The following is an 18040-nucleotide window of genomic DNA, read 5'->3' as shown; positions in this document are numbered from 1 at the left end:
CCTGCCTCCGAGGCGGGTGCCTCCGATAAGGTATCCGCCCTCACCCGGGAAAAGGGGAAGGTCCGTTGCCGCCGTCAGCGCAACCAGTTGCAAACAAGCTGCTCGACGGACCGATCCTGCGCACGCTGCTCTCGCTGGCCTGGCCGAACGCCATCGCGTTCTCGGCCGGGACGCTGGTTGCGATCGCGGAGACGTCCTACATTGGGCAGCTCGGAGTCGAAGCGCTGGCGGCGATGGCGCTGGTGTTCCCCTGCGTGATGCTGACCATGAGCATGTCCGGCGCAGCCATGGGCGGGGGCGTCGCCTCGGCGATTGCCCGCGCGCTCGGGGCCGGCGACCGCGATCGCGCTGAGAGTCTGGCCACCCATGCGCTGCTGATCGCGGTCTTCTTCGGCCTGGTCTTTATGCTGGGCATGCTGGCCGGCGGACGGCAGCTGCTGGAATTGCTGGGCGGCCGCGGCAACGTGCTGGCGCAGGCCGTCGCCTACAACCAGGTTTACTTTGGCGGCGCGGTGCTCGCCTGGCTGGTCAATACTCTGGCGGGCGTCCTGCGCGGCACCGGCAATATGAAGTTGCCGTCGCTGATGGTCGCCAATTCCGCGATCTGCCAGATCATCCTTGGCGGTACGCTGGGCCTTGGCCTCGGACCGGTGCCGCAGTTCGGGATGCCGGGGGTCGCGACCGGATCGCTGATCGCCTATTCGATCAACATCGCGATCATGAGCTGGTACCTGTTCTCCGGCCGGGGTCGCGTCGTTCCCCAATTGCGCGGATTTCGCATGCAATGGGCATTGTTCGCCGACATCCTCAAGGTCGGCGTGGTCTCCTGCTTCACACCGCTGCAAAATACGCTGACGAACCTCATCCTCACCCACATGCTGGCGATTTTCGGCACGGCCACCCTTGCGGCCTACGGCATCGGTGTGCGACTCGAATATGTGCTGGCGACCATTGCCTTCTCCATCGGCATCGGCTCCGTGCCCATGATCGGCGTCGCGATCGGCGCGGGACGAATCGCGCGCGCCCGCCGGATCGCCTGGACCACGGGCCTTGTTGCCCTCATTGTGGTCGGCGGGCTCGCGAGCGCGGTCGCGATCTTCCCCGATCCCTGGGTTCATCTCTTCACCGACGACGCCGGCGCGCGCGCCGCCAGCCGGCAATTTCTGCGGATCGTCGGTCCGTTCTACGCCTTCATTGGGCTTGCCTCGGCAATGTACTTCTCGTCGCAGGGGGCGGGCAACGTGCTCGGGCCGGTGTTGGCGCAGACCGCGCGCCTGCTCTTCGTCGTCCTTGGCGGATGGTATCTCGTCTCGCAGACCGCAACGGCCACGAGCTTCTTCACGCTCACCGCGAGTTCGATGGTGTTGCTGGGTGCTCTCTCCTGCGCGACGGTTGCGTTTACACGCTGGGGGCCGCGCAAGGCCGACGCGAACGGCAAACTGAATTTGGCTGGTGTCGCCGACAAATAGGCGCGCAGAGCGCGCATAACGAAACGCTCAAAGGTTGCTTTCGTTGACGCCGTTTCTTTTCGAATGATACGCTTCGAGAGACCGGGTCACGCAATTGGGGAGCCATCGATGGGTTCGATCTACGACGACCAGCACTACAAAGACCTGATGAACGGCAATTACTATCCGCTCGATAACATGAAGAAGAGCGTGGCCCGGCTCAAGGCCTCTGGCCAGATCGACATCGAGACCATGGAATACGGCCAGTATCAGCCGATCCTGTCGCCGCTAGAGACATGGCCGAACGGCAGCGGCAAGGTGTGGTTCAAGGCGCTCGGCCATGCCCGCCTTCAGCTCACCGCCCAGCCCAACACCATGCCGCTCTCGAACGACGAGCGTGTCGTGGTTCCGCCGACGAAATGCGCGCTGCTGGATGCATCTATCCGCAAATGCTTCAACTCGGAGCCGCCGATCCCGATGAAGGCTGACATCACGCAGCACCAGAAGGACGACGCCAATTCCGACCGGCACGAGATTCGCATGGTCTGGGAGTATGGCAACGGGGACGATCAGGCCCCGACGTTGCTGAACCTGACCATGGTCTGTCCCTACGTGGTCAAGTCGCGCAAAGTGGACACCTCGGTCGAGGCTCAGCAGGAGCTCTCCAGGAAATAGCCACGCGCTCCGGCAACGGTCGACCTCCAGGACAGCGCGGGGCCGGCGCGTTACCGGCCCTGACGCAAAAGGACAAGCTTTCTCTCAACCAGGCACAAATCGGGAGCAATCAATGGGCGGAATCTACGACGATCAGCACTACAAGAACCTGATGAACGGTAACTACTATCCCCTCGAAAACATGAAGAAGAGCGTCGCCAGGCTCAAGGCCTCGAACCAGATCGACATCGAGACCATGGAATACGGCCAATATCAGCCGATCCTGTCGCCGCTGGAGACCTGGCCGAACGGCAGCGGCAAGGTGTGGTTCAAGGCGCTTGGCCATGCCCGCCTTCAGCTTGCGGCCCAGCCCAATACCGCCCCGCTGTCGAATGACGAGCGCGTGGTGGTCCCCGCGACGAAATGCGCGCTGCTGGATGCCTCCATCCGCAAATGCTTCAACTCGGAGCCGCCGATTCCGATGAAGGCCGACATCACGCAGCACCGGCAGGACGACCAGAATTCGGACCGTCATGAGATTCGTCTGGTCTGGGAGTACGGTAATGGTGAAGACAACGCGCCGACGCTGCTCAACCTGACCATGGTATGCCCCTATGCGGCCAAGCCGCGGAAAGCGGATGCCTCGGTCGAGATCCGGCAAGAGCTCTCCGAAAAGTAGGCGCGCTCCGGCGGCATTCCCCTCTGATCTGGCGCGGGCTGGCACTTTGCCGGCCCGCGCTTTTTGGTGCGTGCCCGGGATAAGGCAATGAACGCGCGCTCGACGCCGCACTGTTCTCGCCCGCCGAGAAGAAGGGGCCGACGGATGCCAGGAAGCAGGCCTATCACGAGGTCACCCATTCCTACCGGCAGTTCCTCGGCGCGACGACGAGCAAGGCGCTGCATGATTTCCTCTCTGGCGCGGGCGAAGCCACGCTGGCCTGCCGGGTGTTCACCCATGTCGATGCCCCGAACGAGGTGTTCGACACCTATGGGCGGCTGGTCGGCGACATCGAGGTGACGGTCGGCGGCCACAAGGTCGACGTCAACCACTGGCTAGTCGAGCAGGGCTTTGCCTATCCGACGTTCTACTCCTCGATGAACGGCGACGAGATCAAGGCCTTCCTCGCGCTCGCCAAGACCGCGCGCACGAAGAAGCTGCCGGTCTGGAAGACCCTCGCCAAGACCATTCCCGCCTTCGACTTCGACCTGCGCGAGCCCAAGGCCAACGAGACCGCCGTGCTCGCGACCGACAAGGGCCCGGTGATCCTGCCGAAGCTTTACCGCCGCAATACCAACTGGTCCGCGCGCAAGAAGGCGAAGATCACGAGCCAGAATTTCCAGAAGTTCCTGAGCGAAGGATCCGGCGGCAAGCCCGACACCTGCTACGAGATCGACGATTTCCTCAAGAACGGCGTGCACTCGGCCAGGCCGCGGAATTTCGCGGAGTTCGTCGAGGGCGGGAAGACGATCAAGTTTCAGCCGGAGGGGCTGGTGTTCGGCGAGGCGCCGTCGATGCTGGTCGGGGCGGACGGGAAGCCGATCAAGGCGTTTTGAGGCTACGCGAATCGCCAAACAAAAATGGCCCGCTTGATGCGGGCCATTCCGTTATCGAAACCGGCAAAACCGAACTTCGTTGCGAGGATACGCAACTGGTGCTCCCGGCGTGCCGGAGCGCGCGACTCGTCAGCGAAGGCCGCCGGTAACGTGGAGCGTTTCGCCCGTGACATAGGACGCCTCGTCCGACGCGAAGAACGCGACCGCGGCTGCGATCTCCTCGACCTTGCCGATGCGGCCAAGCGGAGTGGCGGATTCGATCCAGTTGCGCATGTCGCCTTCGTGCAGGCCGGCGGAGACGACGCCTTCGGTTGCAATCATGCCCGGATTGACGGCGTTGACGCGGATCTTGCGCGGCGCCAGCTCCTTCGACAGCACGGAGGAGATCGCGTCCACCGAGGCTTTGGTCGCGGTGTAGACGGCGGTGTTCGGCGGCGCGAGCGTGGATACGCCGGATGATATGTTGATGATGCTTCCGCCGTTGGGATTGAAGTGCTTCACTGCTTCGCCCGAGATCAGAAGAAGGCCGAGCACATTGAGGTCGAAATGCTTGTGGAAATGCTCAGGCGTGATGTCCTCGAGCGGCGCGAACTCGTAAATGCCCGCGTTGTTGACGAGGATGTCGATCGCCCCGAACGCCTTCACGGTCTCCGCGACCACGCTTTTCACGTTCCTGGCATCGGCCAGATTACCATGGACGGCGACGGCCTTGCCGCCCTTGGCGACGATGGCGGCGACCACGCGGTCGGCGGCTTCCTTGCTGGAGCTGTAGTTGACGGCAACCACGGCACCCTCAGCCGCGAGCCGGGCGGAAATTTCGGCCCCGATGCCTTTGGAGGCGCCGGTCACGAGCGCTACTTTTCCTTCGAGTCTTCTGGTCATCGCTTGTCTCCACGAACCGGCGGGGGCGCCGATATTCAATAGTTCAATACTAGTGAACTATTGAATAAGTTCAAGGGACGCGCTATATTTTGGGCATGGTGCAGTTCGTTCACCCACCGCGGGACGAGATTTCGCTGGCCGGGGTGCTTGCAGCCCTCGCGGATCCCATGCGGCTGCGTATCGTCAAAAGCCTCGCCGCGCAGAACGATTGCATGTCGTGCACCGAGGCGGCGCCTTGCCCTGACATGGCGAAGTCCACCCTGTCGAACCATTTTCGGATCCTGCGGGAGGCCGGCCTGATCCGGACGTCCAAGCAGGGCGTCCAGCACCGCAACGTGCTGCGCGAAGACGACATCAACGCGCGATTTCCGAAACTGCTCAAAATGATCCTGAGCTACCCGGATTGATCGCGTTCGCTCGCGCTCGTCGGCGGGCTGCCATCCGCGCCCGCTCACGGCAAATAAAGATACTTCACCAGCGTGCGCCCCACCGCTTCCAGGCTTTGCACCGAGCATTTGTCGGGCGTGTCCTCGGTAGTGTTGTAGAACGGCTCGTATTCGATATCGATCACGATGAAGCTTGGAATGCCCGCGAGCTGGAATGCGGTGTGGTCGTCCTCGACCGCATAGGGCGCAGCTTCCCTCGCGAAAATGCCGGGCGCGACCTTCAGCCCGATCTCCCAGAACTTCTTCACCTCCACTGCGGCCGAGTGAAGCCCCGATTGCTCGGCTTTCAGGTGCATGTCGCGGAAGCAGACCATGTCGAAATCGAGCATCTTCTCCGGCCTGGTCCGCGGATAGAACTCGGCGAGCCGATCGACGAAGTACGGCGAGCCGATCGAATGGAAATCCGGATCTCCCGCGCCCATCGAGATCGGGCCCTCCTCGCCGTCGAAGAAGATCATGTCGATCCCGATCGGCGGCGCATCAGGCATCTCCGACACCACGCGCGCCGTCTCCAGCAGCACGGCGACGCCGGAGGCGGAATTGTTGGCGCCCGGCATCAACCCGTCCGGATTCTTGATATCGCGATAGGCCTTGATGATGCTGTCGTAATGCGTGGCCACGATCACGCGGCGCGGATTTGACGGATTGAAGCGGGCGATGATGTTGGTCATCGCCATGCTGCGGCCGGCCTCGGTCGCGGTCCAGCGCTGGAGCTCGACGGTGTCGAACTTCGTCTTCTTCAGTTCAGCCGTGATGTAGTCGATGGCCTGCTGGTGACCGGGCGTCTCCATCGCGCGCGGCGTGAACTTTACGAGGTCCTCGATGGTGGCAAGCGCGCGCTTGCCGTCCCAGGAGTCCAGCTGGATGGGGTCGGCGCTGGCCTCGCCGCGAAACGGTCCCGGCTGGAGAAGCAGCAGGGCGGTTGCGAGGACAAGCCGGATTCTGAGGTTTTGCAACATCGTTCAGGCCTCGGTCTGCCGCTGTGCGGGCATCATGAACAGCAACGCGGCGCAGGCCGCAAGCACCACCGCAAAGATGTAGGTGATGTTGCGTGAGCCGATCGACGGAATCAGCACGAATGTCGTCAGCAAGGTGCCCGCGACATTGCCGATGGTGGAGACGCCGTAGACGCGCCCCGCCACACGGCCGGCTTCATGCGCCGATCGGGTCAGCAGGCTGACCGCGATCGGCGAGAAGGTGCCGAGCAGCGTCAGCGGAACCAGCAGGAGTGCTGCCGAAGCCGACAGCGTCGCGGCGGGACCGGCACTGAGCTGGTTCAAAATAGCCTGCATGATGGCATCGGCGGTCGCCGGCACGAGCGCGAGCCAGAATGCCGCGACCAGGATCGCCGCGCCGATGGTCCGCTGCGACGGATTGCGATCGACGATGGCGCTGCCGGCAAAATAGCCGATCGCGAGCGCGCAGAGCACGGTCGAGATCAGGCTCGCCCATGTGCCGATGCCGCCGCCGAAATAGGGAAACAGATAGCGGCTGCCGAGCATCTCGAACCCCATGAGAACGCCGCCGGAGACGAACGCGATGAAATAGATGGCCGGCGCGAGCGAGCGGACCGGCGTCAAGGTATCTTCCTGTTGTGCCGCTCGATGCTCTTCAGGCTCTCGACCGGCGCGAAATCGTCGGTCAGCACCGTGGCCTTGTCGCTGATCATCTTGACATCGTTGAGGTCGACACGCTTGCGCTCGGCCAGCATGGCGGCGAGCGGATAGCGCAGGCCGTAAGCCTTGTCGCGCTCGGCTGCCACGGCGGCAAGCTCTTCCGGCTTTCGTGCAGGGCCGTCATAGGCGACGGTGACGAAATTGTCGTCGTTCCTGTAGAACTCGAGTTGCGGAAACACCGCCCCGATCGTCTTCATCGCGGCGTCGAACAGCATGGTGTCGGACGCGACGTTCTGCACCACGACGCCGCCTTCAGTGAGGTGATCCCTGACGATCTGATAGAATTCCCTGGTCAGCAGATGGAACGGCACGAAGGGCCCGCGGTAGGCGTCGATCATGATGACGTCGTATTTGTCCTTCGACTGCGACAGGAACAGACGGCCGTCCTGGGCCTCGACACGGAAGTTCGCCTCGTCCTTGAGGGCGAAATATTTCCGCGACATCTCGACCACCGCGGGATCGAGCTCGACCGAGGTGACGCTGACGTCGGGCAGGAAGCGGTGCAGATACCAGGCGGTGCGTCCGCCACCGGTCCCGATCTCGAGGATCGCATGCACGTTCCTGGCGTACATCAGCGAGGCGGTCATGAACTGGGTGTAGATGATCAGCAAGTCACGGTCGTCAGCGGTGTTAAACACGCTCTCGGTGTAGATCTGCTTGTTGTGCCCGAACGTCAGGATGACATAGGGCGATCGATCATAGACGTAGATGTTGTTGTAAAGGGACTCCCGCGATTCCAGCAGCCGCGGCGGCCCCATCGGAGGCGGGTTCTGCGCGGATGCGGCGCCAATGCCGAAAAACGCGATGGCGAGCGTGCTGAAAATGACTGACCGTATGAACATCGAGACACCGCTTCCCCTAGGCGCCGAAGGATGAGTGGTCTGTCATCTTGATAGACGATCGCGGCGCGGCAGAACAGGGAGAGGCGTCTCCGGGGAAGGCGCCATCGTTCTGGAACAGCGGCATTCCGGCGCAAAGAAAAAGCCCGGCGATCCCATGAGAGGATGCCGGGCTTTGTCTTGGTTGCGGGGATAGGATTTGAACCTATGACCTTCAGGTTATGAGCCTGACGAGCTACCGGGCTGCTCTATCCTCCGCCAATTTGAAACGCGTTTATATTCCGATACTTAGCACGGCGCAAGGAATTAATTCCTCCACAACAAGCATGCCATGTGCCCAACATGTGCCCAAAATTCTTAAGCCGGGGACGACCATTTTTTTAGTGCCCCTCTCGATTTGGTTGTGCTGACCCCCAATATATACTGATCGGAGTTGTCGATCGCAGGGCGATTTATGCCTGGATGGTACAATATTTCATGTGCGGACTGCGGGGATGACGTCCCGGTCCATGAAGATTGGGACAATCCGCCGCGCGTATGCAAACCATGCAAGGCTGAGAAGGCAGCGCAATGGTCCGAAAAGTCATGCGAGCGCTGCGGCACGACAATCCGCGTTCATAGTGACTGGGATCATCCTCCAAAGCACTGCCCTGATTGCAAGGCTGCCTTATCGGCGGAGTGGTATGAAAAAGCCTGCGAGGCCTGCGGGACAACAATTCGTGCCCGTCACGATTGGGAAAGGCCCCCGAAATATTGCAATCCTTGTAAGACGATCAGGAACGCTGAGTGGTACGAAATCAAGTGCCAGCGATGCGGGAGCGATATTCGAGCGCGCCACGATTGGGACAAGCCTCCCAAATTCTGCAAGCCGTGCAAAGTAACTAATGATGCAGAATGGTATGAGTCTCCCTGTCAAAACTGCAGCGGGCCGATACGAGTCAAAAAGGATTGGGAGAAACCTCCCCAATTTTGCAAGACTTGCAAAGCGCAATATCCCGATAAGGAAATTGCGTGCCGCTTCTGCGGTAAGCCAATGCTCGTTCGAACTGGCACCCAGCTTAAATGCAATAGGAATGGTTGGGACCTCCCTAGCGTATGTCAAGAATGCAAAGATGACACCCTTTTGATCAAGGGTGCGATCGGCTCACTACGCGCTCAATTTCCCTTTGCATTAGAGACAACGATCGAATGTCGCGGGTTATTGAAAACCGACAAGGTTGCGGTCGTGCGGAGAAAAAAAACGCAGGAGGTCGTGGCGGAAGTCAGAATGGATGAGAAGGGCTTTTTCTTCACCGAACGGGTTGCTACGACGTACGTTCAGGACATGAATCGGCCGAAGCCGTTATTTCGCGGAAGGCCGTTTGACGTCTCTACGAGCGAAACGCGGGATGAGGAAAAAGGCTTCCTCTCTCCGATGCGCGTAGCGAACACATATATCGAGGAGCCCAATGCACCCAAGCCGCTGTTCGGACCAAAAAAGAAAACACTGCACAGTCATCAAACAGTCAATTCGGAAGAAGGATTTCTTTCGCCGAGGCGTGTGACCGAAACGAGTTCCGTCATTGATCGCAAAGCACCGATTATTAAGACGCGGGGCGGAGAAAGGGGCTTCTTTGCATCGATCAAATTCTGGGGCACTGACAAAGCAAAAAAGTGAAATAGGTCGATTGCTAGTATCGTTGACGACTTCACCGGAGGCTCCGTGCTCAGTTCGCCTACAATATAGGCGATTGTGAAAGGCAACCAGATGCCAGCAAACCTAACGACGCAGCACCCGCCCCTGCCCCTCGACGTTCTTCTCGAACTAGAGAAATTGATCGCCGCCGGGTCGGTCGTCAATCCGCGACTTGAAATCGCATTACGTGAGCTTGTTCAAGCGCATCCACTCCTAAACTACACATGGGAAGCCGGACACACTTTCTGGCGTGGACGGTTGCGTGGCCCCCTTGAACGGCACCCCATCTTGAAGGACATGCTTTGGCCTCCCCCGGATCGAGCGGGCTTGGGGCGGGGTAATCTGGCCGGGGAGTCCATACTCTATCTTTCCGATCATCTGCCTACCGCCGTTGCGGAACTTTCAAATGGCCGTGAGGGACCGATGCAATTCATCGCCATCGAAATTCGCCGGACTGAAACCATGCGGTTTGTGCCAATAGGCGAGATGTCGGAAATTGCCGCAACGGGCCGCAGTTTGGTCACGACCAATCCGGAGCGGGCTAAAATAATTCTGGGCGTTTTGAACGCCTGTCCTCCCGATGAGGCGCGTAGGCTGATCTTGGCGGACAGGCTCATCTTTGAAGCCTACAGCGCGCCGGGTCGGCATGATGCGGCGTCTATCATCGCCAATGAGATGCGGCGGAAGCTTCCGGAATCCGATGGCGTGATGTACCAAAGTACGAAAAAAGCGATAGCACTAAACATTGCGATGCGGCCCTCTAGCTTTTTGTCAAAATGCCAGGTTATCGCTGGCCTAGCCGCCGATGTCTGCAAGATTGGTGGCGTCGCCAAATGCCAGATCGAGGGTGTCGAGCCAATTCTCGCGGTGGATAGGCAGGGATTGTTTGTCTGGAGCGGCACGAAGCAAGCCCACACGCAAATTCCAGCCTTTCCGACACCAGCCAATCACGACCATATATCGGCTCCCTAGCTTGCACGTGAGCTAGTTTCATCTCCAGCTTGGAATGGCATCTTCGAGCTCCCACTACGGTTGAGCCGGCGGCGGCGGAGAAACGTTTGCGGCTGTTTGCCTGTAAGCGATCACTGAATTAAGGAACGCCTCTGCATCGTCCGTTGCACCCACCTCCGTCCCATAACGTTCTAGTTCCAGGGCGTACCGAGCCAGCAGGCCCAGGACCAACTGCGTCAAGTTAGGCCGGCTATCGCGGAGCGAGTAATTCAGCGTGGACCAAGTCCCATGCAGAATTCGAGACCTATCGGTGACAAAACCGGTCGCGAATTTCTCGACCGTGATCTGAGATTTCGGGTTGATAAGCTGCCCTTTGGTCAGTCCGTAAAAGGCATGGATTGCTTTCAAGACCCGGGACTTGCTGCCCGACGTGCTCTCGGCGCGTAATAGCACTTCGATGGCGGTTTCAAGTTTGGGAACGGCAATCGTGTCTAGGGGCTCCGCTAGCGCTTCATGAAACCAGTAAGCGGAATCTGCCCATGCCTGCTCCAGGACGGGAAACGTGCCAAAGCCGTCAACATAGGCTGAAACGCGCGGACTGATCGCCTTGAGCAAGGCCTGCTTCGATGTCAGAAAATGGTTGAACGTTCCGTCGCCCATAGACAAACCCGGCTCTTGGTTTGTTACTGACGTGGACGTATGGCCATTGCTGCGGGTTACTGTTTGCAGGGCCGCAGGGACAGATCGCGCAGTAAGTCTGGTCATGCCCGCCGAATGATCCAGCGGCACAATCAATTGGATTCCGGCGATGGCTATATCAACTGCCAAGTTCCCTCGTTCTTGCGCACGATTTGGCATACAGCCGCCAACTTCGACCGTTGCTATCCAAGTCGCCGAATGTAGCGCCATCCCTTTGAACATTTCGCCATACGTGATGTCAAACATCGCGCCGGTTCTTTTCCGCTCGTGTTCTGCGAACTCTTGCACATACACGAACGTTACCGGTCCGACAGAAAAGCTCGGCGCCGGCCATGGTGACAGACGGCATGGAATATATAACAGGTGGGACGCGACTTTGCCCTGAAACCACTTCTCTAACTCGGCCTCGACGAATGTGAGATCAGTAATCGTTGGAACGACGGTCCTCTTCTCAACGAAATTAAAAATAATCAAATCACTCAACTCGTCGAAAACGTCTTTGAACGTTACGCCGCGCTGATAGGTCTGCGAGCCGCCAAATATGTTACCGGCCAAATCGGTAAGCGCCTCGCCAGCTTCCTTCAGAATTCCAACGGTTCCCATAGGACCGATCTTCGCCTTTGCAAATGGCGTCGCGTTCAATGAGGCCTGCGTAATTGTCCCCTCAACTGGGGCCTCAACGTCCAAATTGGCAACGATGTGCTGAAGCAAAGAAAGACGGTCGGATTGCAGCGTCATTGTTCATTCCCAAAACGCCAACAATCTGATTGGCCTCTGAACAAGTCAAGGCGGGCAACACCCCGCACTGCGCGGTCATTAACAAAGGGCGGGTCCGATGGCGTCGGCCGTTCTGCCTAATGGATAGAAAAATCCGGCTTCGTTGGTTTAGCCCCAACAGGTGCGCGATCCGGACCGGTGGGCGAATACATCTCGTCCGAAATCGCGTCCATTGCCCTGCCATGGTTATCTGACCGGAACAGGTGGCCGTAACGGACCATGGTCACTTGCAGGCTCGAATGGCCTGCGAAGGTCTGAATGGTCTTTGGCGGAAGGCCAATGTCAATCCAGCACGAAATCGCGAAATGCCGGAGGGCAAATGCCAATTGAAATATTCTACCGCCTCGTTGCGCCGCTCGTCCTCCCACTTGGCCTCCAGCAAAGCAAACAAGGGCAGGAATTTCCGTTTCACCATATCGTCGTGATTATTGTAGTTGCCTGAGAGGTTGGGGAAGAGCAGGTCGTCTTTGCCGCTGAAGTCGGTCACGGCGCGCCATTCTCTAGCGGTTACGGTGACAGTGCACTCAATTGAACAGTGGGTAGAAATCGCGATTGTCGCGCGGCGCGCCACCTAATTTGGCAAGGCTGGCTCAATTCGCGCGCGAGTCTCCCCAAAACAAAAATGGCCCGTATCAAACGGGCCATTTTCGTATCGGAACCGGTAAGATCCAAATTTGGTTGCGGGGATAGGATTTGAACCTATGACCTTCAGGTTATGAGCCTGACGAGCTACCGGGCTGCTCCACCCCGCGTTAACAGTTGCACGCCTTCGTCAAAATGCCGGGGACGGTGGAGGATGGGCCGACGCGGTGCGCGTGGCTTGCTTCGTCCGTCCCGAAGGCTTCCTTGGAAGGCAACCCCGGGGCAAAGCCCGTTGGGTGCGGGGGGTATGTACCAACCCGTGCTGCCTTTGGAAAGGGCTGTGGGGACGTTTTTTTCGACTTTATGACAGGTAACGGGCACGGATTCCGGCCGGTTTGCCCCGCACTTGCCAGAAGTTCCACAAACCGCCAGCTTGCGGCAACAAAACAGCGGCGAAACGCCGATTTGGGGAGGACCGCCATGAACAACGCTCTGGACCGCCCCCTTGCGAGCGGCGCGCTGGCCGCGCTCACGGACGCCTTCCACGCCATGGTCGCGCGGTCGCGGGCCGAGGTGGCGCCTGACCTCGCCGGGCGGCTCGACCGGCTGGCGCGGCTGCGCGCGGTGGTGGCCGACAATGAAGAGCGCTTCCGGCAGGCGATCTCGGCCGATTTCGGCCACCGCTCCGCGGTCGAGACCAATATCGCCGAGGCCATGATGGTCTATGGCGAGATTCGGCATGCGACAAAACACCTGAAGAGCTGGATGGCGCCGCAGCGCATTGCGACCGCGCTGCAATTCCTGCCCGCGCGCAACCGGCTGATGCCGCAGCCGCTCGGTGTGGTCGGCATCATCGCGCCGTGGAATTATCCGCTCCAGCTGACGCTGGCGCCCGCGATCGGCGCGCTTGCCGCCGGCAATCTGGTCATCATCAAGCCGAGCGAGCTGGCGCCGCATTTCTCGGCGCTGCTGAAGGAAACGGTCGCCGAGAGGTTCGATGCGACCGAAGTGCTGGTGACAGGCGTCGAGGACGAGATCGCGAAAACCTTCGCCACGCTGCCGTTCGATCATCTCGTCTTCACTGGCTCGACCCGGGTCGGCCGGCTGGTCGCGGAAGCCGCGGGGCGCAATCTGACGCCTGTCACGCTCGAGCTCGGCGGCAAATCGCCGGCGATCATCGATGCGTCGGCCGATCTCGAAGAGGCGGCCGAGCGAATCGCCTACGGCAAGTTGCTCAATGCCGGGCAGACCTGCATTGCGCCGGATTACGTGCTGGTGCCGGAAAATTCCATGCAGGCCTTCGCCGAGAAAGTGCGTGCGCAGATGCGGCGCATGTTCGGCACCGATCCCGCCAACAAGGATTACACCTCCGTTATTTCCGACCGGCATTACGCACGGCTGGAGCGCCTCGTCGCGGATGCCGCGAGCCGCGGCGCAAAGATCCTGCAACCGGCGAAGGCGGACGATCCCAACTGGAAGGCGCATCGCAAATTCCCGCCGACGCTGATCGTCGGTGCGACCGAGGCGATGGCCGTGATGCAGGAGGAAATCTTCGGGCCGGTGCTGCCGGTGCTCGGCACTCGCGATGCCGCAGAGGCGATCGCGTTCGTCAACGATCGCGACCGGCCGCTGGCGCTGTACTGGTTCGGCAAGGATCGCGCGGCCCGTGACGAGGTCCTTGCGCGAACCATCTCCGGCGGCGTCACCATCAACGACTGCCTGTTCCACTTCGCGCAAGCGAACCAGCCGATGGGCGGCGTCGGCGCATCCGGCACCGGCGCCTATCACGGCGAATGGGGATTTCGCACCTTCAGCAAGCTGAAGCCGGTGTTCTACCGCTCGAAATTCAACCGCCTTGCCGACCTCTATCCGCCCTATGGCGGCAGAATCGCGCGGCTGGAGAAGATGATGCGGTTCATGTCGTAGCATGAACACCCGTCATTGCGAGCGCAGCGAAGCAATCCAGAATCCCTCCGCGGTGACAGTCTGGATTGCTTCGCTTCGCTCGCAATGACGAAGACAACAAAAAGACTTCGCAGGGGAAACAGAAATGACGGACACATTCGATTTCGTCGTCGTGGGCGCGGGCTCCGGCGGCTGCGCGGTGGCGGGGCGGCTGTCGGAGGATGCGGCGACATCCGTGGCGCTGCTCGACGCCGGCGGACGCAACGACAATTGGCGGATCACCACGCCGTTCGGGCTCGCTCTGCCATACGGCGCGGCCAACTGGGCCTTTGATACCGTGCCGCAGAAGGGATTGAACGGCCGTATCGGCTATCAACCGCGCGGCAAGGGCCTCGGCGGTTCCTCGGCGATCAACGCCATGGTCTATATCCGCGGCCATCGCGCCGACTACGATCACTGGGCCTCGCTCGGCAATGCCGGATGGTCCTACGCGGACGTGCTGCCCTATTTCAAACGTTCTGAGAACAACAGCGATTTCGACGGCGCGTATCACGGCAAGGACGGCCCGCTGCATGTCAACAGGCTGCGCTCCGACAATCCGATCCATGACATCTTCCATCAGGCCGCACGCGAGGCGCAGTTTCGCATCCGCGAGGACTTCAATGAAGAGGACAACGAGGGGCTCGGCAGCTACCAGGTGACGCAGCACAAGGGCGAACGCTGGAGCGCGGCGCGCGCCTATCTGCAGCCCCACATGGACAAGCGCGCCAATCTGCGTGTCGAGACCGGGACGCATGCCACGAAAATCCTGCTCGAAGGCGGGCGCGCGGTCGGCGTCGAATATGTGCAGGGCAAGCAGACAAAGCAGCTGCGCGCCCGCCGCGAGGTGATTTTGGCTGCCGGCGCGTTCCAGTCGCCGCAGCAATTGATGTTGTCGGGCATCGGCGATGGCGATGCGCTTCGTGCACACGGCATTGACGTCGTGCATCATTTGCCGGGCGTCGGGCGCAATCTGCAGGACCATCCGGATTTCGTGTTCGTCTACGCCTCCGACTATCCGCACTTCGTTCACGCATCGCTCGGTCGGTTGCCATCCCTGCTCCGCGCCATCCAGCGCTACCGCCGCGAGCGACGCGGCCTGATGACCACCAATTTCGCCGAATGTGGCGGCTTCCTGAAGACCCGGCCCGAGCTCGACGTGCCGGACATTCAGCTGCACTTCATCATCGCGATGCTCGACGACCATGGCCGCAAAAAGCACAAGGACGCCGGCTTCTCATGCCATGTCTGCCTGCTGCGACCAAAGAGCCGCGGCAGCGTCTGGCTGAAAAGCGCCGATCCACTGGCAGCGCCGATGATCGATCCGAACTTCCTCGGCGAGGAAGAGGATCTTGAGACGATGGTCGCGGGCTTCAAGACCACGCGACGGCTGATGGAGACGCCTGCAATGCGCGCGTTGCAGAAAAGGGACATGTTCACGTCCGATGTGAAAACGGACGACGACATCCGCGCCATTCTGCGCAATCGCGTCGACACCGTCTATCACCCCGTCGGCACCTGCAAGATGGGGACGGACGCGATGGCGGTGGTCGATCCGGCGCTGAAGGTGCACGGCGTGGACGGCCTGCGCGTAGTCGACGCCTCGATCATGCCGACGCTGATCGGCGGCAACACCAATGCGCCGACCATCATGATCGCCGAGAAGGCGGCGGATATGATCCGGGCAGAGATGCGGGCGAGTTAGCGACGCTATCTCGTCATCCTCCGCCGCCACGATGAAGGTTTCTTTACTCACGTCGAATAGTCATGGGATCCCTGAGCCTCGGGAGCAAAAAAATACAGACAATTTTAGCGATCTGAAACGGAACGATCGGTTCGGCGTTCATTCGTTCCATCGAGGTCTCTTTGCTCATGAACAGTTTCGATCTCACGATCTACGCCGCGCTCGCCATTGCCATCGGCTTCGGTTTCAGGACCGGCCTGCTCGGCAGCGCCATGACCATCCTCGCCTATCTCCTCGCCGCCCCCATCGCGGTTGCACTGATGCCGCTGATCGTCCCGCAGATCGCCAGCAATCCGAATCCGCCGCTGCTGCAGAACTGGAGCTGGTTCTTCGGCATCTTCTTGGTGGTCGGCATGCTGCTCGGATATATCGGCCGCCTGGCGCTGAGCGACACGATCCGCCAAGCCGGGATCGGCGATCGCCTCGGCGGCGCCGCGCTCGGCGCCATCAGGGTCGGCCTCGTCGCCACCACGCTGGTGCTGGTGTTCGACCAGATCGTCCCGGCCAACCGCCAGCCGCCTTTCCTGGCCGGCTCGCACCTGCGGCCATTGTTCTCGGCGGTCGGGCAGATGGGCTTCAAGACGCTGCCGCCGGAGGCGACGTCCGCGATCGACCGCCTCAAGCAGGAACGGCGCATCTAGTCCGCATTTGCATCGCCCCACGGCACGCCATGCATTTTGACGCGGCTCCCTCCCTTATCAGCGCCACTGATGTTGGCTAGAGTGCCGGCCGTTCAAAACCTGCCTGACATTACGGGAGTGAAACAGTGGATCTTGGGATCAAAGGTCGCCGCGCCATCGTCTGCGCATCCAGCAAGGGCCTCGGCCGCGCCTGCGCCATCTCGCTGGCCGAAGCCGGCGTTGACGTCACGCTGACCGCGCGCGGCGCCGAAGCCTTGAAGAAGACGGCCGACGACATCCGCAAGGCCTATCCCGGCGTGAAGGTCACCGAGATCGTCGGCGACATCACGACGCCGGCCGGCCGCGAGGCCGTGCTGAAGGCCTGCCCCGAGCCTGATATCCTGATCAACAATGCCGGCGGCCCGCCCCCCGGCGATTTCCGCAACTGGACCCGCGACGACTGGATCAAGGCGATCGACGCCAACATGCTCACCCCCATCGAGCTGATCAAGTCGACCGTCGACGGCATGATGGCGCGCAAGTTCGGCCGCATCGTCAACATCACCTCGGCCGCGGTGAAGGCGCCGATCGACATCCTCGGCCTCTCCAACGGCGCGCGCGCCGGCCTCACCGGCTTCATCGCCGGCCTGTCGCGCAAGACCGTGATCAACAACGTCACCATCAACGGCCTGCTGCCGGGCCCGTTCGAGACCGACCGCCTGCGCAGCACCGCGAAGGGCGAATCCGAGAAGCGCGGCATCACGCCGGACCAGGTTCTGGCCGAGCGCGCCAAGCTCAATCCCGCGGGCCGCTTCGGCGATCCCGACGAGTTCGGCTACGCCTGCGCCTTCCTCTGCGGCTCAAGGGCCGGCTTCATCACCGGGCAGAACCTCCTGCTCGACGGCGGCGCCTTCCCCGGAACGCTGTGAGGGCGGTCTGGTACGAAGAGACGGGACCGGCGGCTGACGTTCTCACCTATGGTGAGATGGCGACGCCGGTCGCAAGCCCAGGCGAAGTCCGCATTCGCCTGGAAGCCTCCGGCGTCAACCCGGCCGATGTCGGCCGGCGCGGCGGCTCCTATCGCTCGTTGGAATTTTCGCGCGTGATTCCAAACAGCGACGGCGCAGGGTTTGTCGACCAGATCGGCGACGGCGTGACACGCTTCAAGCCCGGTGACCGCGTCTGGCTGTTCAACGGCCAGCGCAACGGTCGCGCCTTCGGCACGGCAGCCGAATATATCGCGCTCGCCGAGCAGCTGGTGACGCCGCTGCCGGACAATCTCTCTTTCGCGCAAGGCGCAACGCTCGGCATCCCCGCGATGACCGCGTGGTGCAGCCTGTTTGCGGACGGGCCGATCGTCGGCAAGACCGTGCTGGTCACCGGCGGTGCCGGCGCTGTCGGACATTATGCCGTGCAACTCGCAAAATGGGGCGGCGCGCAGGTGATCGCTACCGCTAGAGCGGTTCATCGATTGATTGAATCGGGAGGGATTCCGTCGGGCGGCGGTTTGTGATTCAAGATGCTGGCTGGATCGGAGGCCAGCATCAGA

At 61.0% G+C, this 18040-nt stretch carries 18 protein-coding genes and 2 tRNA genes; 12 read left to right on the top strand and 8 right to left on the bottom strand.

The features are described 5' to 3' along the window. Positions 1 to 65: 65 nt before the first annotated feature. From BMW89_RS28920 to BMW89_RS28905, 4 genes are all read left to right on the top strand, one after another. Positions 66 to 1469 carry an MATE family efflux transporter gene (locus tag BMW89_RS28920; protein ID WP_244547717.1) on the top strand — a complete coding sequence of 468 codons (1404 nt, stop codon included), beginning with the start codon at positions 66 to 68 and terminating at the stop codon, positions 1467 to 1469. Between the two features lie 108 nt (positions 1470 to 1577). Next, a complete protein-coding gene (locus BMW89_RS28915; RefSeq protein WP_244547716.1) occupies positions 1578 to 2123 on the top strand; it encodes a hypothetical protein in 546 nt (181 codons plus the stop codon). Positions 2124 to 2235: 112 nt separating this feature from the next. After that, positions 2236 to 2781, top strand: a complete 546-nt coding sequence (locus BMW89_RS28910) for a hypothetical protein (RefSeq protein WP_092031772.1) — start codon at positions 2236 to 2238, stop codon at positions 2779 to 2781. A 266-nt stretch (positions 2782 to 3047) separates the two neighbouring features. Continuing rightward, positions 3048 to 3656, top strand: a complete 609-nt coding sequence (locus BMW89_RS28905; RefSeq protein ID WP_244547715.1) for a thermonuclease family protein — start codon at positions 3048 to 3050, stop codon at positions 3654 to 3656. A 129-nt stretch (positions 3657 to 3785) separates the two neighbouring features. Here the strand turns inward: BMW89_RS28905 and BMW89_RS28900 are convergent, their stop codons facing one another. Beyond that, positions 3786 to 4538 (bottom strand): SDR family NAD(P)-dependent oxidoreductase, encoded by a 753-nt coding sequence (locus tag BMW89_RS28900; protein ID WP_092031769.1) that lies wholly within the window; start codon positions 4536 to 4538, stop codon positions 3786 to 3788. Positions 4539 to 4633: 95 nt separating this feature from the next. Between BMW89_RS28900 and BMW89_RS28895 the strand changes: the two genes are divergently transcribed. Beyond that, positions 4634 to 4945 carry an ArsR/SmtB family transcription factor gene (locus BMW89_RS28895; RefSeq protein ID WP_092031766.1) on the top strand — a complete coding sequence of 104 codons (312 nt, stop codon included), beginning with the start codon at positions 4634 to 4636 and terminating at the stop codon, positions 4943 to 4945. Between the two features lie 44 nt (positions 4946 to 4989). Here the strand turns inward: BMW89_RS28895 and BMW89_RS28890 are convergent, their stop codons facing one another. The 4 genes from BMW89_RS28890 to BMW89_RS28875 form a co-directional block, all read right to left on the bottom strand. Continuing rightward, positions 4990 to 5943, bottom strand: coding sequence for a M28 family peptidase (locus BMW89_RS28890; protein ID WP_092031763.1), 954 nt, complete (start codon positions 5941 to 5943; stop codon positions 4990 to 4992). A gap of 3 nt (positions 5944 to 5946) precedes the next feature. Then, positions 5947 to 6564: a fused MFS/spermidine synthase gene (locus tag BMW89_RS28885; protein WP_092031760.1), complete on the bottom strand. Its 618-nt coding sequence runs from the start codon at positions 6562 to 6564 to the stop codon at positions 5947 to 5949. Further along, a complete protein-coding gene (locus BMW89_RS28880; RefSeq protein WP_092031756.1) occupies positions 6561 to 7502 on the bottom strand; it encodes a spermidine synthase in 942 nt (313 codons plus the stop codon). Before BMW89_RS28880 ends, BMW89_RS28885 begins: the two co-directional genes overlap by 4 nt. Before the next feature lie 182 nt (positions 7503 to 7684). Further along, positions 7685 to 7758, bottom strand: a tRNA-Met gene (locus tag BMW89_RS28875). An 864-nt stretch (positions 7759 to 8622) separates the two neighbouring features. Here BMW89_RS28875 and BMW89_RS28870 point away from each other — a divergent pair. Together BMW89_RS28870 and BMW89_RS38650 are read left to right on the top strand one after the other, a co-directional pair. Beyond that, on the top strand, positions 8623 to 9156 hold the full coding sequence (locus BMW89_RS28870) for a hypothetical protein (protein ID WP_143062859.1): 534 nt from the start codon (positions 8623 to 8625) through the stop codon (positions 9154 to 9156). 441 nt (positions 9157 to 9597) lie between these two features. Next, the gene (locus BMW89_RS38650) at positions 9598 to 10146 is read left to right on the top strand and encodes a hypothetical protein (protein ID WP_092031750.1); all 549 of its coding nucleotides are present in this window, start codon (positions 9598 to 9600) and stop codon (positions 10144 to 10146) included. Between the two features lie 54 nt (positions 10147 to 10200). Here BMW89_RS38650 and BMW89_RS28860 read toward each other — a convergent pair whose 3' ends face one another. The 3 genes from BMW89_RS28860 to BMW89_RS28855 form a co-directional block, all read right to left on the bottom strand. Then, positions 10201 to 11562 carry a hypothetical protein gene (locus BMW89_RS28860; RefSeq protein WP_092031747.1) on the bottom strand — a complete coding sequence of 454 codons (1362 nt, stop codon included), beginning with the start codon at positions 11560 to 11562 and terminating at the stop codon, positions 10201 to 10203. Positions 11563 to 11824: 262 nt separating this feature from the next. Further along, positions 11825 to 12088, bottom strand: coding sequence for a hypothetical protein (locus tag BMW89_RS37545; RefSeq protein ID WP_143062857.1), 264 nt, complete (start codon positions 12086 to 12088; stop codon positions 11825 to 11827). A 188-nt stretch (positions 12089 to 12276) separates the two neighbouring features. Continuing rightward, positions 12277 to 12353 (bottom strand) — tRNA-Met (locus BMW89_RS28855). Positions 12354 to 12663: 310 nt separating this feature from the next. On the opposite strand from BMW89_RS28855, the gene BMW89_RS28850 reads away from it, so the two are divergent. The 5 genes from BMW89_RS28850 (at position 12664) to BMW89_RS28830 (ending at position 18004) form a co-directional block, all read left to right on the top strand. Continuing rightward, positions 12664 to 14109 (top strand): coniferyl aldehyde dehydrogenase, encoded by a 1446-nt coding sequence (locus BMW89_RS28850; RefSeq protein WP_092031744.1) that lies wholly within the window; start codon positions 12664 to 12666, stop codon positions 14107 to 14109. A 124-nt stretch (positions 14110 to 14233) separates the two neighbouring features. After that, positions 14234 to 15832: a GMC family oxidoreductase gene (locus tag BMW89_RS28845; RefSeq protein WP_092031740.1), complete on the top strand. Its 1599-nt coding sequence runs from the start codon at positions 14234 to 14236 to the stop codon at positions 15830 to 15832. Positions 15833 to 15999: 167 nt separating this feature from the next. After that, positions 16000 to 16512 carry a CvpA family protein gene (locus BMW89_RS28840; protein ID WP_092031738.1) on the top strand — a complete coding sequence of 171 codons (513 nt, stop codon included), beginning with the start codon at positions 16000 to 16002 and terminating at the stop codon, positions 16510 to 16512. A gap of 125 nt (positions 16513 to 16637) precedes the next feature. Continuing rightward, positions 16638 to 17420, top strand: coding sequence for an SDR family oxidoreductase (locus BMW89_RS28835; RefSeq protein ID WP_092031736.1), 783 nt, complete (start codon positions 16638 to 16640; stop codon positions 17418 to 17420). Then, a complete protein-coding gene (locus BMW89_RS28830; RefSeq protein WP_244547714.1) occupies positions 17417 to 18004 on the top strand; it encodes an alcohol dehydrogenase catalytic domain-containing protein in 588 nt (195 codons plus the stop codon). Before BMW89_RS28835 ends, BMW89_RS28830 begins: the two co-directional genes overlap by 4 nt. The last annotated feature ends 36 nt before the right edge of the window (positions 18005 to 18040 follow it).

The sequence above is a fragment of the Bradyrhizobium sp. OK095 genome (assembly GCF_900109945.1).
Lineage (GTDB): Bacteria > Pseudomonadota > Alphaproteobacteria > Rhizobiales > Xanthobacteraceae > Bradyrhizobium.
This window is presented reverse-complemented; position numbering and strand designations above follow the sequence as displayed.

Excerpts from the sequence above, each read along its gene's own strand:
- BMW89_RS28915 (WP_244547716.1), top strand. The coding sequence starts at position 1,578 with ATGGGTTCGATCTACGACGACCAGCACTACAAAGACCTGATGAACGGC.
- BMW89_RS28910 (WP_092031772.1), top strand. The coding sequence starts at position 2,236 with ATGGGCGGAATCTACGACGATCAGCACTACAAGAACCTGATGAACGGT.
- BMW89_RS28900 (WP_092031769.1), bottom strand. The coding sequence starts at position 4,538 with ATGACCAGAAGACTCGAAGGAAAAGTAGCGCTCGTGACCGGCGCCTCC.
- BMW89_RS28895 (WP_092031766.1), top strand. The coding sequence starts at position 4,634 with ATGGTGCAGTTCGTTCACCCACCGCGGGACGAGATTTCGCTGGCCGGG.
- BMW89_RS28890 (WP_092031763.1), bottom strand. The coding sequence starts at position 5,943 with ATGTTGCAAAACCTCAGAATCCGGCTTGTCCTCGCAACCGCCCTGCTG.
- BMW89_RS28880 (WP_092031756.1), bottom strand. The coding sequence starts at position 7,502 with ATGTTCATACGGTCAGTCATTTTCAGCACGCTCGCCATCGCGTTTTTC.
- BMW89_RS38650 (WP_092031750.1), top strand. The coding sequence starts at position 9,598 with ATGCAATTCATCGCCATCGAAATTCGCCGGACTGAAACCATGCGGTTT.
- BMW89_RS28860 (WP_092031747.1), bottom strand. The coding sequence starts at position 11,562 with ATGACGCTGCAATCCGACCGTCTTTCTTTGCTTCAGCACATCGTTGCC.
- BMW89_RS28850 (WP_092031744.1), top strand. The coding sequence starts at position 12,664 with ATGAACAACGCTCTGGACCGCCCCCTTGCGAGCGGCGCGCTGGCCGCG.
- BMW89_RS28845 (WP_092031740.1), top strand. The coding sequence starts at position 14,234 with ATGACGGACACATTCGATTTCGTCGTCGTGGGCGCGGGCTCCGGCGGC.
- BMW89_RS28840 (WP_092031738.1), top strand. The coding sequence starts at position 16,000 with ATGAACAGTTTCGATCTCACGATCTACGCCGCGCTCGCCATTGCCATC.